The sequence below is a fragment of the Micromonospora sp. NRRL B-16802 genome (genome assembly GCF_001279555.1).
Lineage (GTDB): Bacteria > Actinomycetota > Actinomycetes > Mycobacteriales > Micromonosporaceae > Micromonospora > Micromonospora profundi.
Genome location: NZ_LGEB01000082.1, coordinates 1 through 17451 on the forward strand (window position 1 = coordinate 1; position 17451 = coordinate 17451).

The window sequence follows — 17451 nt, forward strand, 5'->3', positions numbered from 1 at the left end:
GTGCGGGATGTTTTTGCTTACCGGACGGTGCGCGGGCTGGCTGCCAGTTTGGGTGAGGGCGTTGACGAGTGGGAGCCGGTGGCGCCCTTCGCGCTGCTGTCGGATTCCGACCGGGCTGCCCTGCCGAACGGCCTCACCGACGCCTACCCCGCCGCGCAGACCCAGCTCGGCATGCTCGTCGAGCTGGCCACCAGCGGAGACCGGGCGGCCTACCACAGCGTCATCGCCCACCAGGTCCGCGACGGGCGGCCGTTCTCGGCCGACGCGCTGCGGGCCGCCGTCGCGACTGTCGTCGCCCGGCACGAGATCCTGCGCACCTCGTTCGACCTGACCAGCTACTCGGTGCCCATGCAGCTCGTCCACGCCGAGGTGACCCCACAGGTGACAGTGGTGGATGGCCGGGACGTGCCCGCCGACGAGCAGGAGCGACTCTTCCAGGAGTTCGTCGCGGCCGAGCGGGCCACCCCCTTCGACCTGGCTGTCGCACCACTGCTGCGCATCGCCGCGCACCAGGACAGCGACGAGAGCTGGTGGCTGAGCTTCACCATCTGCCACGCGGTCACCGAGGGCTGGAGCAACGCCCAGCTGCTCGCCGAACTGCTTGCCGTCTACGCCGACCTCGCCGACGGGCGGAGCCCGACCGAGACCGAACAGCCGGCCGTGCGGTACGCCGACTTCATCGCCGCCGAACTGTCCGCGCTGGCGTCCGACGAGGACCGGGACTACTGGCGCGCGGTGGTCGACGGGAGCAGCCCGTTCGTCCTGCCCGCAGGCTGGGGCGAGCCCGGCGACCCGACTGCCATCTCGACAACCGTCGACATCGCGGACCTGGACGAGGCTGTGGCGCGGTTCGCCACCGAGTCCGGCGTCTCGGTCAAGGCGGTGCTGCACGCGGCGCACCTGAAGGTACTCAGCCAACTCAGCACCGAACAGCGCTTCCACGCCGGGCTGGTCTGCGACGCCAGACCCGAGGTGCTGGGCGCCGACCGCGTGCAGGGCATGTATCTCAACACGGTGCCGTTCGGCTACGAGCGCAGCGCCCGGACGTGGCGCGACCTGGTGACAGACGTCTTCGATCGTGAGGTCGACCTCTGGCCGCACCGGCGGTTCCCGCTGGCGGAGATCCAGCGCGGCAGCGGCCAGCGGCTGCTGCGGGTCCTCTTCAACTACCAGGACTTCTCCCGCGCCGGGCAGCGAGCGACCACGACGGGCACCGAGCCGGTCGTCGTCGGCAGCGCCGGCGACGGCGCGACCGAGTTCGAGCTGTCGGTCTTCGCGCACCGGGGCAACTACCAGATCTCCAGCCGCACCGACGTGCTCTCCCGGGCCAACCTGGAGCGGCTGGCTGGCATGTACCGGGCCGTCCTGGCGTCGATGGTCGCCGACCCGGACGGCGACGCCCAGGCGGTCCACCTGCCCGGTGGTGAGCGGGAGCGGCTGCTCGGCGTTGTCGACACCGGCGTCGAGGAGCCGGTGACCGGCACTGTGGTCGAGCTGTTCGAGGCCCGCGCGGCAGCCGCACCCGACGCGGTCGCGGTGGTCGCCGGGCCGACCCGACTGACGTACGCGCAGGTGAACGCACAGGCCAACCGGCTCGCCGGGCACCTGCGGGCCGCCGGTGCGGGCAGGGGCGCGGTGGTCGGTGTCTGCCTGGACCGGGGCGCCGACCTGGTGCCCGCCCTGCTCGGCGTGATCAAGGCCGGTGCCGCCTACCTGCCGCTGGACCCGACCCAACCGGCCGAGCGCATCGCGTACCTGCTCGCCGACGCGGGCGCCGGGACGGTGGTCGCCACTGGTGCCCACGTCGACGCACTGGCCGGCTACGACGGGAACCTGGTGCTGCTCGACCGCACCGATCTGACCGGCCACCCGCAGACCGACAGGGCCCCGGTGAACGACGCCGACGACCCGCTCTACGTCATCTACACCTCCGGCTCGACGGGCCGCCCGAAGGGTGTCTGCGTCAGCCACGCCAACGTGCTGCGGCTGCTCGACAGCGCGCAGGAGCACTACGCCACCGACGAGACCGACGTGGTGGCGCTGTTCCACTCGTACGCCTTCGACGTCTCGGTGTGGGAGTTGTGGGGCGCGCTGCTGCACGGCAGCCGACTGGTGGTGGTGCCACCGGAGGTGGCCCGGGTGCCCGACGACCTGCTCGACCTGCTGATCGAGCAGGAGGTGACCCTGTTGGCCCAGACCCCCACGGCCTTCCGCGGTCTGGTCCGGCTGGCCGCCGACGGTGACAAGCGGCTACGGCGACTGGCGCTTCGCGCGGTGGTCCTGGCCGGCGAGCGGCTCGACTTCGCCGAGCTCAGCCCGTGGGTCGACAGGCTCGGGCTGGCCCGGATCGCCCTTGTCAACATGTACGGGATCACCGAGACCACCGTCTACTCCACCTATCACCGGATCACCCGCGCCGACCTCGCCGCCGGGGTGGGCAGCCGGATCGGGCGCCCGCTTGCCGGCCTGCGCATGTACGTGCTCGACCAGCAGGGGCACCCGACGCCGCTCGGTGTGCCCGGCGAGATCCACCTGGCCGGGCACGGTGTGGCCCGGGGTTACCTGAACCAGCCGGCGCTCACCGCCCAGCGGTTCGTGCCCGACCCCTACGGCCCCGCCGGCAACCGGATGTACCGCACCGGCGACCTGGGGATCCGCCTGCCCGACGGCAGCGTGGAGTTCCTCGGTCGGCTCGACGACCAGGTCAAGCTGCGTGGCTACCGGATCGAGTTGGGCGAGGTGGAGTCGGCGCTGGCCGCGCTGCCGGAGGTCACCGAGGCGGCAGTCGTCCTTCGCGAGGACACCGCAGGCGATCCACGGCTGGTCGGATACCTGGCCGCCGCCTCCGGGCAGCGGCCGAGCACCGGCGAGCTGCGCGCGGCGCTGGCCCGCACGCTGCCGGACTACATGATCCCGGCGGCGTTCGTGACGCTGGACCAGTTGCCCCGCAACAACAGCGGCAAGCTCGACAGGCGCGCGCTGCCCGCACCGCGGGACGGCGATCCCGGCGACGGGCGGGCCATCGTCGGTCCGCGTACCGAGTTGGAGGAACGGGTCGCCGGGATCTGGGCACAGGTGCTGGGCCTGCCGGCGGTGGGCGTGGAGGACGGCTTCTTCGAGCTGGGTGGCCACTCGATCAAGGCGCTGGTGCTGGCCAGCACGCTGCGGACGGCAGGGCTCGACGTCTCGGTCGCTGACGTGATGGACCTGCAGACCGTCGCCCGGCTCTGCGCCGCGCTTGTCGACCGCACCGGGCCGGTGTACGTCGACCGCCCGGTGGAGCCGTTCGAGCTGGTGTCCGCGCCGGACCGGGCCCTGCTGCCGGACGGCCTCACCGACGCGTACCCGCTGTCGCAGGTGCAGCTCGGCATGTTGCTGGAGATGCTTGCCGACAACGGCTGGAACCACTACCACAACGTGACCTCCTTCCTCGTCCGCGAGGACGACCCGCTGGACCTGCCGACGCTTCGCGAGGCAGTGCACTCCGTGGTCAACAGGCACGACGTGCTGCGCTCCTCCGTGGACCCGACCGGCTATTCGGTGCCGATGCAGCTTGTGCATTCCGAGGTGCGGGTGCCGGTCGTACCGCACGACCTGCGAGAGCTGTCCGAGGGCGACCGGCAGGCCGAGCTTCGTCGCCTGGTCGCCGCGGAGTACGGGTCACCGTTCGACGTCGAGCGGGCACCGCTGCTCCGGTTCGCCGTCTGCCAGGAGACCGACCAGAGTTGGCGGCTGGTGCTGACCATCTGCCACGTGGTCGTCGAAGGCTGGAGCCTGCACGCGCTTGTCGCTGAGATCCTCGACCGCTACCGCGCGATGCGTGGCGGCGCGCAGGTGGAGCCGGAACCGCTGCCGGAGGTGCGGTTCGCCGACTTCATCGCCGGGGAACGCCGCGCCCTGGAATCTCCGGCGGACCGCCGGTACTGGCAGGACCTGATGGACCGGTGTGCGAAGTTCACATTCCCCACCGGCTGGCAGCCCACGTCGCCGCCGCAGGCGCGTACCGCCCACACCGCCCGGGTGCCGTTCCGCGATCTGGAGCCGCAGCTTCGCGCGCTGGCCTCCGCCGCGCGGGTCTCGCTCAAGGCGGTGCTGCACGCCGCGCACCTCACGGTGCTCGGCCAGCTCACCGACGAGCCCCGGTTCTACAGCGGCCTGGTCTGCCACACCCGGCCGGACATGCAGGGCAGCGAGCGGGTGTACGCCATGTCGCTGAACACGCTGCCCTTCCCGTACGAGCGCGACTGCGCCACCTGGACCGAACTGGTCCGCCGGGTGCACGCCACGGAGGTCGAGATGTGGCCGCACCGGCGCTATCCCGCGCCGGCGATCCGACCGGCGGGTTCCGGCACCCGACTGCTCGACGTCTACTTCAGCTACCTCGACTTCGACGAGGTGGTCGGTGAGCACGTCGAGTCCGGCCCCCGGTACGCCGCCGCCAGCTCGGAGTTCGCCCTGGCAGTCTCTGCGGTCGCCGGGCACCTAGAGCTGAGCAGCGACAGCGACCACCTGGAGCGCGCCGATGTCGAACGGTTGGCCGCGATGTACCGGCTCGTGCTCGACGCGATGGTGGCGGACCCGGACGGCGACGCCCGTGCGGTCCTGCTGCCCGACGCGGAACGGCACAACGTGCTCGTCGGCTGGGCGGAGTCGGCCGACGAGATCCTGCCGGAGCCCGGCATGGTGCCCGACCTGGTGCGGGACACTGCCGCCATCGCGGGCGACGCGGAGGCGGTCGGCGAGCTGAGCTACGCCGGCCTCGACGCGGCGGCGAACCGGCTCGGCTGGCACCTGCGGGAGCGGGGCGTCGGGCCGGAGCGGGTGGTGGGGGTGCTGCTCGACAGGGGTACGGACCTCGTCACCACCCTGCTGGGCATCTGGCGGGCGGGTGGGGCGTACCTGCCGATCGACCCGTCGTACCCGGCGGCGCGGATCGCGTCGATGCTCACCCAGGCCGGAGCCACAGTCGTTGTCACCAGTACCGCCTACGCGGACCGGTTCACCGGCGTCGAGCAGGTGCTGCTGGACGTCGACGCGGAACGGATAGCGGCCCACCCGGACGAGCAGCCTCCCGGCCGTACCGACAGCGACCAGCTCGCGTACGTGATCTTCACGTCGGGCTCGACGGGACAGCCCAACGGCGTGCAGGTCAGCCACGGCAGCCTGGCCGACTACCTGAACTGGGCGGTGCACGAGCTCGTGGCCGATCGGTCCGGTGGCGCGGCGCTGTTCTCCTCGGTGGCCTTCGACATGGTGGTGACCACCATCTGGGCGCCGCTTGTCGCCGGGCAGCGGCTGTGGCTGTTGCCCGCCGACGCGGGGCTCGACGAACTCGGCCCGCGGCTGGCAGCGGCGGGACCGTTCAGCTTCGTCAAGCTGACCCCGAGTCACCTGGACCTGCTCGCCGGGCAGTTGTCCAGCGAGCAGGCAGCCGCACTGACGCCGGTGCTGGTGCTGGGCGGCGAGGCGCTCACCGCACGGACCTGCGCGCGGTGGCAGGAACTCGCACCACGGACCGTGCTGCTCAACGAGTACGGACCCACCGAGGCGACCGTCGCGGTCAGCCGATACCCGGTGACCGGCGCGCTCACCGGCCATGTCGCGCCGATCGGTAGGCCGCTGGGCCGGATGCGTACCTACGTGCTGGACGCCCGGCTGAACCCGGTGCCGGTGGGCGCTGTCGGCGAGGTCTATCTGGGCGGGCCGCAACTGGCCCGGGGGTACGCGGGACGGCCCGGGTACACCGCCACCCGGTTCGTGCCCGACCCGTACGGGCCTGCGGGTTCCCGGTTGTACCGCACCGGTGACCGTGGCAGGTGGTTGCCGGACGGGCAGCTCGACCTGCTGGGCCGGGTCGACGACCAGGTGAAGATCCGCGGGCACCGGGTGGAGCCTGGCGAGGTCCGTGCGGTGCTCCTCGAACATCCCGCCGTACGCGACGCGGCGGTGGTGGCCCGTCCGGCGCCGGGCGGGGGCAACCAGCTCATCGCGTACCACGTGGGTGGTGCCGACGACCTGGCCGGGCACTGTGCCCGGCGGCTGCCCGCGGCCCTGGTTCCGTCGGCCTTCGTGCCGGTCGACGCCATCGCGCTCAATCCGAACGGCAAGGTGGACCTGCGGGCGTTGCCGGCGGCGCCGGTGCGGGCGGAGACGGAGATCGTTCCGCCGCAGGGTGCGGCCGAGACCATCCTCGCCGGGATCTGGGCCGAGGTGCTGGACGTGCCTCGGATCGGTCGTCAGGACCGGTTCTTCGCCCTCGGCGGGCATTCCCTGCTCGTGGTGCCAGTGGTCACCGCGGCCCGGCAGGCTGGCCTCCCGCTCACGCTGCAACAGGCCATGCTGGACCGGCCGCTGGCCGATCTCGCCGCCACCCTCACCCCTGCCGATCCGCCATCGCGGGCCGATGCGGCACGAGCCGTGGCGCTGCCCCGGATCGCCCCGTTGCCGCAGATCGCTCCACTGCTCGCCGAGGCGCGAGTGCCCGGCGCGTCGCTGGCAGTGCTTGCCGACGGCGAGGTGGTGGAGGTCCACGCTGTCGGACAGCTCGTCTCGGGCGGTGACGCCCTGGTGACTCCGGCGACCATCTTCCAGGTGGGCTCGGTCAGCAAGCTGGTCGCGGCGGTGGGGGCGCTGGCTCTTGTCGACAGGGGAGCCCTCCAGCTCGACTCGGACGTCAACGCGTACCTCAAGGCTTGGCAGTTGCCCACCGACCGGCCGGTGAGCCTGCGGCAACTGCTCAGCCACGTCGCCGGGCTGACGTCGACGGGCAGCGCCGGCCACCCGCGCGGCGGCCCGGTGCCGCCGCTGTCGGACCTGCTGCTGGGCCGTGGAGTGCCCACCGACCCGGTACGCGCGCTCGACGCGCCCGATCCGGTGGCTGTGGAGCGCAACAGCCATTTCGTGGTGGTCCAGCAGCTCATGGAGGACGTCACGGCGACACCCTTCGCCGAGCTGATGGCTGAGCTGGTCTTCGCGCCGCTGGGAATGACAGGCAGCAGCTTCGACCAGAGCTTCCCGGAGACGTCCGGCCGGCCGGTGGCCGCCGGGCACGACGAGCGGGGCGAGCCGCACCCGCACGGCTGGGAGGTACGCGCGGACCTGGCGGCGGCCGGTCTCTGGACCACCGCCACCGACCTGGCCGCGCTGACCAGGGAGATCCAGACCGCGTACCGGGGTGACCCGGCAGTGCTCAGCCGGGAGTCGGTGCTGGCGCAACTGACCACCGGGCCGGGCGGCGTCTTCGGGCTCGGCCTCATGGTGGACCGCATTGAGGATGGCGCTGAGACGCACGTGGAGTTCACCCACCGGGGCCGCACCGCCGGCTACCGGGCACTCACCACCGGTCGGGTTCCGGACGGGACCGGACTGGTGCTGCTGACAAACGGCGAGGCAGGCGACGAGGTCATGTCGCTGCTGATGTCGAACACCGCACGGACGGAGGACATGTGATGACGACGACCGTGCCGGCGATCTCCGCGACGGCCATCGACCCCACCACCCGTCAGGTACGGCACCTGGTGTCGATCCGCGACCTGACCGAACAGGACCTGTACTCGATCGTCGCCCGGGGCGCCGCGTTCGCCGCCGGGGAGTGCGGCAGCCCGCTCGCCGGGCAGGTGGCCGGGGTCTACTTCCTCAAGACCTCGACGCGTACCCGGACCGCCTTCACCAGCGCCGCGCTGCGGCTCGGCGCCGGCGTGATCCAGTACGGCCCGCAGGACCTCCAGACCAACACGGGGGAGACCAGCGAGGACACCGGCCGGGTGCTGTCCGGCATGCTCGACGTGCTTGTCGCCCGTACGGCCGGCGACCCGGCCGAGTTGCGGGCCTGGGCTGCCCAGAGTCGCATGTCGGTGGTCAACGCGATGAGCGCCGAGGAGCACCCCACCCAGGCGCTGACGGACCTGACCACGCTGCTGCGGCAGTTCGGCCGGATCGAAGGACTGCGCCTGCTCTACCTGGGGGAGGCCAACAACACGGCCACCGCGCTCGCCCTGGCCCTCACCCGGTTTCCGGGCGTGGAACTGGAACTGCGCACCCCGCCCGGCTACGGCCTGCCCGCCAAGGTCCTTGCCGACGCCACCCGGCAGGCCGCGATCAGTGGGGCGAGCATCGTCGAGCGGTGCCACATGGCCGACCTGCCGGGTGATCTCGACGCGATCTACACCACCCGCTGGCAGACCACCGGCACTGTGAAGCCGGACCCGAACTGGCGTCAGGTCTTCGCCCCGTTCCGTGTCGAGCAGGAGCTCTGGCGGCGCAGCCCGAACGCCGTCTTCCTGCACGACCTGCCGGCCCATCGCGGCGAGGAGGTGACCTCCGAGGTCCTCGACGGGCCGGCGAGCATCGCGTTCGGCCAGGCGGAGAACAAGCTCTACAGCGCCATGGCGGTGCTCGAGTGGTGCCGCTCGCCCTCGGGCGGGACGACGCTGTGACTGTCACCGAGCCGCCGGGCGCACCCGCCCGTCGCGCGGCGAAGCTCACCCGCAACCGGGACTTCCTGCTGCTCTGGACCGGCTCGGGGCTCTCCGCGCTCGGTGCCCGGGCCGCCTCCATCGGCTACACCCTGCTGGTCTACTGGTCGACGGGGTCGGCCACTGCGGCCAGCCTCGTCACCTTCGCCGCGTTGCTGCCGAACCTTGTCGCCCAACTGCCGGCCGGCGCGCTTGTCGACAGGTGGAACCGGCGTACGACGATGCTGGTCTGCACCGCCGGCCGGATTCTCGGGGTCGGCAGCGTGGGAGCCGTGGTGCTGCTCGACGCGGTGTGGCTGCCGCACCTGATGGTGGTCGCGTTCGTGGAGGCCACCCTCGGCATCTGCTACACGCTCGCGGAACGGGCCGCGGTGTGCGCCGTGGTGCCCCGCGACCAACTGGGCGGGGCGTTGGCGGCGAACGAGTCGCGGGCGAACGCCGCGAGCATCCTCGGCCAGCCGACCGGCACCGTGCTCTACTCCGTGGCCCGGTTCGCGCCGTTCCTGTTCGCCACCGTCGTGCACCTGATGTCGCTCGTGACACTGCTGTTCGTCCGGCGGGACCTGCAGGCACCTCGGTCGTCGGATGGCGAGGGGAGCGGCCTGATCGCCCAGATCAGGGAAGGTGTCGCCTTCATCTGGGGCAAGCTCTACCTGCGTCGGGCGCTGTGTCTCTTCGCGGCCAGCAACATCCTCTTCCAGATCCTCAGCCTCGGGCTTGTGGTGCTGGTCAAGGACCGGGACGGCACGCCCGCGACGGTCGGGGTCCTGCTGGCGGTCAACAGCGTCTTCGGCATGGCTGGCGCGATGACGAGCAACGCCTTCCTGCGCCGGTGGGGCATCCGCCGAATGATGATCGGCATCCACCTGGCGTGGGCGGTGCTGATGCCGCTGCTGGTGGTGGCGCCCGGCCTGGTGGCGGTAAGCGTGCTCCTGGCGCTGATCAACTACGGCGCCGGGATCGGCAACGTGGCAGGCGTGCTGTACCTGCTCAGGACGACACCCGACGAGCTGCGGGGCCGCGCCGGCTCAATCTTCACGCTGCTCTCCTCCGGTGCCAACTCGATAGGCGCACTGCTCGCGGGCTTCCTGCTGGACGCCGTACGCATCGAGGTGGCGTTGGCAGTCGTGGGCGCGACGATGGTGGTGATCGCGGCATTCGCGGTGCTGGCCTTCGGCACCCGTACCGCCGCGCAGGCGGAACGGGCCGAGGCGGACGCCGAGCGGGCGGCGGCGGAGCAGGTGGCAGCCGAGCGGGCCGCCGCGGAGCGAGCGGCAGCCGAGCGGGCGGACGCCGAGCTGGCAGCGACGGCGGCCGGCCGCGACCCGCGTGACTGAGCCCGATATCGAGGAAATATGGCTGCCCACGTGAGGCTGCCGGCAGTGGACCGACCCTGGCGTGGAGGAGACCGACCGATGAGCGAGAACGGCACGTGGCAGCCGCACGAGATCACGCCCCGCAGCGCCGGATGCGCAGCCACCGTTGACGGGCTGATCGGCCATCTTCGGGAGCTGGACCTGACGGCGCTGCTCACCGCCGAGAAGGCGCTTGTGTTCCGGGGCTTCGGCGTCGAGCCGGGCGCGCTGGAGCAGGTGATGGACATGGTGCTGCCGAACCGGCTCGCCTACGTGCACGGCAACTCGCCACGCACCAAGGTCGGCCGCAACGTCTACACCTCGACGGAGTATCCGGCGCAGTACACCATCTCCATGCACAACGAGCTGTCGTACGCGGCGCACTGGCCGGCCCGCCTGCTGTTCTACTGCCAGGTCGCCGCGCCGACCGGCGGTGCCACCCCGGTGGTCGACGCCAACCTCTGGCTGGAGTCCCTCGACCCGGAGGTTCGCGCGGCCTTCGCGGGCGGGGTGTGCTACCAGCAGAACCTCCACGACGGCCTGGGGCTGGGCAAGAGCTGGCAGCAGACCTTCGAGACCGAGGACCAGGCGGAGGTCGAGGAGTTCCTGAGCGGCACCGGGGCGACGTGGAAGTGGACCGCCGACGGGCTGCGGGTGAGCCAGGTCCGCCCGTCCACCACCAGGCACCCGGTGACCGGCGTGGAGGTGTGGTTCAACCAGAGCGACCAGTGGCACCCGGCGGCTCTGGACGACGAGGTCGCCCGGGTGATGACCCAGGTGATGACGCCTGACGAACTGCCGCAGTCGGTGACCTTCGCCGACGGCAGCCCGATCCCCGACGAGTACGTCTTCCAGATCCGCGACCGTGGGTTGGACGCGGCGATCAACGTGGACTGGCGGGTCGGTGACCTGCTGCTGATCGACAACGTGCTGGTGGCCCATGGCCGCCGGCCCTACACCGGGAGCCGCCGCATCCTGGTGGCGATGTCGGACTGACCGGGCGACGGCGGCGGGAGGAGAGGCGTGGAGATGACGGGTGCCGAGGCGCGTGGCCGGTGGCTGCGGTCCTTCCGCCGTGCGGAGCGGTCCGACCTACGGTTGGTCTGCTTTCCGCACGCCGGTGGGAACGCCAACGTGTTCCAACCCTGGGCGGGGCTCCTCGACGGTGCCACTGATCTGCTGGCCGTCTGCTATCCGGGTCGGCAGGACCGGGTGCTGGAGCCGTGCGTGGACCAGATGGACGTGCTCGCCGAGCGGATCAGTGACGTGCTCGTGCCGTACCTGGACCGGCCCGTCGCGTTCTTCGGCCACAGCATGGGCGCGTCGGTGGCGTACGAGGTCACGCTGCTCCTGGAGTCCCGGTACGGGTTCACGCCGAGCGTCCTCTTCGTCTCGGGACACGGCGCGCCGCACATCTGCCGGGTCGAGCTCGATCCGGATCTCGCCGACGACGAATACCTGCTCAGCCGGATCGGCGCCCTGGGCGAGGTCGACCCGGTGCTGTTGCGGTCGCCGAAGCTCCGCGAACTGATCATGCCCTCGCTCCGGGGGGACCTGCGGATGCTCTACCGCCACCTGCCGCGCGAGCCTGCGAAGGTCCAGGCCCCGATCGTCGCCTACCTGGGCACCGAGGACCCGACCTGCACCACGGCGACGGTGCGCGCCTGGGGGGAGTTGACCACCGGCGGCTTCGAGATGGCGACGTTCCCCGGTGACCATTTCTATCTCGTGCCGGAACAGGATCAGGTGGTCGCCGCGGTGACCGCCCGCCTGGGCTGACCGACGAACCACGCCTCAAGGGACGGTCGAGCGGCCGGCCCTTGAGGCTTTCGCGTACCCTCCGTCAGCCCTCACCTGCGCTGATGTGTTTCTATGCGCGCCGGTTGCGGTGTGCGTCCAGGGCGTCGCACGGTGCCTCAAGGAATGCTCAAATTCAGATCATGCCAGCTAGCGAGGCTGCGGATCGCACGTACGCTCTGCCGAACTCAGCGCGCTGATGACCCCCACCCCCTTCCGCAACGGCAACACCACCTTCGTCGTACCCAGGCACACGGCACGCGAGTTCGGTACGGCCGCCCTCGGTGAGGAACGGCCGTGCGGGGGTCGGCCAGCAGAGCACATATCGTCGCAAGTAGAAGGAGGGGCAAATGCGGCGCATACAACGACGCATCGCACTTCTCGCCGTTCCCGCCCTGGTGGCGGGCGTCCTCGTGTCGACCGGGCCCGCTGGTGCGGACCCCACTGGCCCGAAGGGCTCGGCCGGTTCCGGGCACTCCCTGCTCGAGAACATCAAGCAGGCACATCATGTAGACATCAAGCTGGCCGGCGCCGACATGTTGGACAAGGTCGCCGCCGCCGGATTCGATATTGAGCACGGCCTCAAGCGTGTGCCGGACGGCATCGAGGGCGAGGTGGTGGTCACCGCCGACGAACTCACCAAGCTGAAGTCGATGGGCGTGCAGCTCCTCGATGACAACACGCGCTTCAAGTGGAGCGAAAAGGCCGACGGCGGCCTCAAGGGCCCCGCCGGCCCCAAGGCGAAGCCGCCGGCGCCCGGCGGCCCGCCGGCGACCGACCCGGCGCTGGCGACGGTACGCATCGCCCGCGCCGACTGGTTCACCACAAAGGGCCAGGGCTTCCTGTACGTCGAGGCGCGCACCACCGAGGGGCAGCAGACCAACCCGATTGTCGGGATGCAGCTGGAGAACAACTCGGGCAAGGGCACGCCGTTCGAGTTCGCGCGGACGATGAGCCGGTTCGTGGACTCCGGGCAGTACATGTTCCACCGGAACCTGTTCAAGCTCGACACGCGTCCGAGCGAGATCCGGGTCACCAGCTCCACCGGCGGTGTCACCACCGGCGTCGTCTCCGACTGGCTGGAGAACGCCCCGTCGCCGCTGACGGAGAAGCCCGGCTACAAGTCCGACTTCGTGGACGGCTACCGGCACCCGCAGCAGCTCTTCGCCCGCGCCAAGGAGATCGCCCAGCAGTACCCGGGCATCGCCGAGATCGTCTACCTCCCGAACCAGACGAACGGCTACCAGCGCAAGGCGCAGGCGACGATCGGTGGCACGGGTCAGTCGGCTGTCGTCGTCAGCAGTGCGGCGTGGGGCCACGAGGGCGGCAACGACGTCACCGTCGAGTTCGTGAACCGGTCGGGGGCCAACCTCCCGCTCGCGGTGGAGGTCACTGGCAAGGCGGTCCGCGTCCTGCTTGCGAAGGACGCCTCCGGTGCGCTGTCGAGCACTGCCACGCAGGTGGCGGAGGCACTGCGGACCCAGTCCCAGGGCCTCATCGACCGGTCGCACCCGTACCGCACCAACGCGGGCACCGGCATCGTCGCGCCGACGGAGGGCCCGGTCGCCCTGACCGACTTCCTCGACCAGAAGCGCGTCGGCGCGCCGGAGGGCGAGGTCCCGCGCGGCCCGGTCACCATCCCCGTTCTGCGGATCGGCAAGCACCGTGACGGCAAGAAGCCCGGCGTGCTGATCCAGGCGCAGGACCACGCCCGCGAGTGGGTGCCGGCGACGACGAGCCTGGAGTCCGCCGAGCGGCTGGTGCACAACTACAAGACCGACAAGGAGACGAAGAACATCGTCGACAACACCGACGTCTTCTTCATCCTCTCCAACAACCCCGACGGGGCGAACTACAGCTTCTACAACTTCGCCTCGCAGCGTAAGAACATGACGAACCACTGCGCGGACTCGGCCGCCGACCCGGCGAACCGGAACTCCTGGGGTGTCGACCTGAACCGGAACTACCGGGTCGGGTCGGCTCAGGACGGCTACTCCGGCGGCTCGTCGGTGTGCACCAGCGGCACCTACCAGGGCCCGGAGAAGCTGTCCGAGCCCGAGTCGAAGAACATCATCTGGCTGGTCGAGAAGTACAAGAACATCAAGTTCATGATGTCGGTGCACTCCAACGGTGGTCAGCTGTTCTGGCAGCCCGGCGCCTACATCGCCGACGGGCGTATCACCACCCCGCGCCCGCCGCTTGGTGACGAGGCGTTCTACTGGCAGTCGGCTTCCCGGATCCTGGGGCAGGTCAAGGCGCACCGGGAGACTGTCGTGACGCCGGAGAACGTCGGCGGTTCGTCCGACGTCCTCTACTCCTCGGCGGGCAACGTCCGCGAGGACCTGTACCACACCTACGGGATCTACGCCTTCGGCTGGGAGGTCGGTGGCTCCATCTACAACCCGGCCACCGGCAACTGGCAGGGCGGTTCGTTCCAGCCGGCGTGGGACGGCAACCCCGAGCTGGTCAGCGGCCACGCCGAGACCATGGAGTACGCCAACGGCATCATGGAGATGTTCCGGGTCGCGGCGGACTGGGGCAAGGACAAGAAGAAGCCGACGTCCGACCTCGTTCCCGGCAACGGGAAGTACCAGGGGCCTGTCAACGTGCACTTCGAGACCAACGAGCCGGCCACCATCTACTACACGACGGACGGCAGCCGGCCCACGCTCGAGTCGCCCCGCTACGCGGCGACCGAGTTCCGTGAGCCGGGGCAGGTGTTCCACGTGACCGAGACGACGACCTTCAACTGGTTCTCGGTGGACAGCGCTGGCAACATCGAGAAGGGCTACGACCCGACGAAGAACGACAAGCGCAACAACTACCGCACCGCGACGATCAAGATCGAGACGAAGAAGAAGTAGCGCACATCGGCTGATCATCGCCTCGCCAGTGGTTCCATCACACTGGCGAGGCGATGGTCGTCCAGGCCCCGCACGACGCTGACGTCCCCGCTGCTGTCACTCCGGGGTGCAGCTCCCGAGGTGAGGTGCGGCCGATGCGCGCAACGTGGGTCGGCGCGCTGGCGTGCTCACCGCCGGCAAGGGACCGCCGCGCCCGTCAGACGCTCAGCGTCATGAACCCCGCTTCGGCAGCAGCAGCTCTTCGTGGTCGAGTTCCCGTTCCAGGACGCGGAGTCCCTCGTCGGGCAGTCGGCCGGAGTCACGCCAGCGCACGAGTTCCTCCCGCTGCGCGTCGATGGCCGTCCGGCGGATGCGAAGCGCCGTCTCGTACTCCGGTGAGGTGGGGATCTCGGCGGATCCGCTCTGCTGGAGCAGGTCGAGCCGTCCCCGGTAGCGCTTCAGCCGGGCGAGCAGTTTCGTACGGATGGCGTTGACGGCCTCGGCGCTGTCCGGTTCCTCGGCGACGACCTCGTCGAGGCGGGCCAGGGCGGCTTCGACCGCCGCCGAGCGGGCCTCGTTGCGTACCCGGGCCTGGTCGGTTTCGTTGGCGCGCAGGCCGAGCATCCGCACGAGCGGCGCGAACGTCAGGCCCTGCCCGACGAGCGTCACGAGGACCACCACGAGGGTGCAGAACAGCAGGAGGTTCCGGTCGGGGAAAGCTGCGCCGCTGTCGGTGGTCAGCGGCAGGGTGAAGATCGCGGCCAGGCTGATGACGCCGCGCGTGCCGGACCAGCTCAGTGCCACCACTTCGCGGAGGCTGAGCCGTTCGGCGTTGCGGTCGGCGCGCGCCATCTGTCGGGCGTTGCCGGGCTCGTCGGTGTCGTCCTGCTCGGATATGCCACCCAGCCGGGTGTGCAGCGACCGGGGCAGGGACTGGGTCAACACGAGCCACGCGGGGCGCAGCAGCAGCACCACGCCCACCGACACCGCGACGGCGATGACGATTGTCGACGTGTCGTACTCGCGCAGGCCCTTGATGACCTCGGGGAGTTGCTGGCCGATGAGCAGGAAGACGAAGCCTTCGAGGAGGAAGTCGACAAGCCGCCAGACCGCGTTGGTCTGCAACCGGGCCGCGCCGGAGCCGAACTGGGGCGTCTGGTGGCCGACGATGAGCCCGGCGACCACCACGGCGAGCACCCCGGAGACGTGCAGTGCCTCGCCCAGCAGGTAGGCCACGAAGGGTGTCGCGAGCGAGAGGGCGTTGGACAGCAACGGGTCCGCGGTGATCGGTCGGGCCAGCCGGACCAGCCTGGCGACGACCGCTCCGACAGCCATTCCGCCGGCCGCTGCCAGCACGAACTTCCCGACGGCCTCGGGGAACGAGAACTCCCCGCCGACGGCGGCGGCCACCGCGACGCTGAGCATCGTCAGGGCGGTGGCGTCGTTGAGCAGCCCTTCGCCCTGGATGATTGTGATCATCTTCGGAGGTAGGTTGACCCGCCGGCCCACCGCGAGCGCTGCCACGGGGTCGGGGGGTGCGATGGCGGCGCCGACCGCGATCCCGGCGGCCAGTGTCGCTCCGGCGACGAACAGGTGGAACCCGAGCCCCACGAGCAGCCCGGTGAGGAGCACCAGCATCACCGACAGGCTGACCACGATGCGCAGGTTGCGGCGGATGTCCAGCAGCGAGGAGTCCAGCGCGGCACTGTAGAGCAACGGCGGCAGTACGACCATGAGTACGAGGTCGGGATCCAGGCCGACGTTGGGGCCGGGGAGTAGTGCGTACGCGATGCCGATGAGCGGCAGGAGCGCCGCCGCCGGCAGACCTGTGCGCGCCGCCAGCCACCGTACGACGACGATGACCGCGACGGCGGCGAGCACGAACAGCAGCATCGAGTGGGTGCTCACCTGGTGGCTTCCCTCTGGAGCGGCTCGGGGCGCGGGGTCGGTCGGTCGGCTGCCGGCTCGCGGCCCAAGCGGCTGGTCGTGTCCGGTGACGACACCCAATGACAACCGTTGACGCCGGGCAGTGCGCTCTGCAGCAGTGCCGAGCGTACCTGCTTGATCAAAGCCGAACGCCCGCCGGAGAGCCACTATCCGTCCGGGTGGCTGCCCCATGCGCGGAAGCCCGAAAACCATCTATCGATGGCGTTGAGTGTATGGGAGCGCTCCCGTAACATACCTGACGCGGCTGTTAACGTTCACAAAACAATCATCCTCGCGAATGCCTCGGCCGCCGACCCGTTAGGAGGGTGCTTCATGGTCAGATCCAGAGCAACGAATGTCGGTCTGGCATCGGCTGGCGTCGCGTTGCTGGTGTCGGCGACGGTGGTCGCGGCGATGCCTGCCGGTGCCGCAGCCGCAGGCTGTTCGGTGGACTACGCGGTGCCGTCCCAGTGGCAGGGCGGTTTCGGTGCCAACGTGACGATCACCAACCTCGGTGATCCAGTGAGCAGTTGGACGTTGACCTGGTCGTTCGATGCCGGGCAGACCGTCACCCAGTCGTGGAACACGTCGCTGACGCAGAGCGGCGCGGCGGTGACCGCGCGGAACGTGAGTTACAACGGCTCGATCCCCACCAACGGCTCGACCTCGTTCGGCTTCAACGGATCGTGGACGAGCAGCAACCCGGTGCCGTCGAGCTTCGCCCTCAACGGCGTGACGTGCACCGGCGGTACGGTGCCGAGCCCTCCGGGCCCGACGCCTCCGCCGCCGACGTCACCGCCACCGACAACCCCGCCTGCGACCACCCCGCCGCCTACGACTCCACCTCCGACGACTCCGCCACCCACCCCCTGCAACCTGCCGTCGACGTACCGGTGGTCGTCGACTGGTGTGTTGGCGCAGCCGAGGTCGGGTTGGGTGTCGTTGAAGGACTTCACTGTGGCGCCGTACAACGGTCGGCAGTTGGTGTATGCGACCACGCATGACACGGGTACGCGGTGGGGTTCGATGAACTTCAGCTTGTTCACGAACTACTCC

General features: G+C 70.4%; 8 protein-coding genes. 7 read left to right on the forward strand and 1 reads right to left on the reverse strand.

Going from position 1 to position 17451, the window contains the following annotated elements; genetic code table 11:
* Positions 1-27 precede the first annotated feature (27 nt).
* The 6 genes from ADK66_RS22845 to ADK66_RS22870 all read left to right on the forward strand — a co-directional run bounded on the left by ADK66_RS22845 (position 28) and on the right by ADK66_RS22870 (position 14490).
* The gene (locus ADK66_RS22845; RefSeq protein WP_231640151.1) at positions 28-7449 is read left to right on the forward strand and encodes a non-ribosomal peptide synthetase; all 7422 of its coding nucleotides are present in this window, start codon (positions 28-30) and stop codon (positions 7447-7449) included.
* The gene (locus ADK66_RS22850) at positions 7449-8435 is read left to right on the forward strand and encodes an ornithine carbamoyltransferase (RefSeq protein ID WP_053658640.1); all 987 of its coding nucleotides are present in this window, start codon (positions 7449-7451) and stop codon (positions 8433-8435) included. The genes ADK66_RS22845 and ADK66_RS22850 overlap by 1 nt, the downstream gene beginning before the upstream one ends.
* Entirely contained in the window at positions 8399-9811 is a 1413-nt protein-coding gene (locus tag ADK66_RS22855) for an MFS transporter (protein ID WP_231640152.1), read from the forward strand. The genes ADK66_RS22850 and ADK66_RS22855 overlap by 37 nt, the downstream gene beginning before the upstream one ends.
* A gap of 78 nt (positions 9812-9889) precedes the next feature.
* Positions 9890-10825 (forward strand): TauD/TfdA family dioxygenase, encoded by a 936-nt coding sequence (locus ADK66_RS22860; protein ID WP_053658642.1) that lies wholly within the window; start codon positions 9890-9892, stop codon positions 10823-10825.
* 33 nt (positions 10826-10858) lie between these two features.
* A complete protein-coding gene (locus ADK66_RS22865) occupies positions 10859-11608 on the forward strand; it encodes a thioesterase II family protein (RefSeq protein WP_231640153.1) in 750 nt (249 codons plus the stop codon).
* Between the two features lie 368 nt (positions 11609-11976).
* Entirely contained in the window at positions 11977-14490 is a 2514-nt protein-coding gene (locus ADK66_RS22870; RefSeq protein ID WP_082377614.1) for a M14 family metallopeptidase, read from the forward strand.
* A 210-nt stretch (positions 14491-14700) separates the two neighbouring features.
* Here the strand turns inward: ADK66_RS22870 and ADK66_RS22875 are convergent, their stop codons facing one another.
* Positions 14701-16362 carry a Na+/H+ antiporter gene (locus tag ADK66_RS22875; protein ID WP_053658650.1) on the reverse strand — a complete coding sequence of 554 codons (1662 nt, stop codon included), beginning with the start codon at positions 16360-16362 and terminating at the stop codon, positions 14701-14703.
* Between the two features lie 366 nt (positions 16363-16728).
* On the opposite strand from ADK66_RS22875, the gene ADK66_RS30930 reads away from it, so the two are divergent.
* The coding region (locus tag ADK66_RS30930; protein ID WP_197281618.1) for a non-reducing end alpha-L-arabinofuranosidase family hydrolase at positions 16729-17451 on the forward strand (723 nt) is incomplete at its 3' end.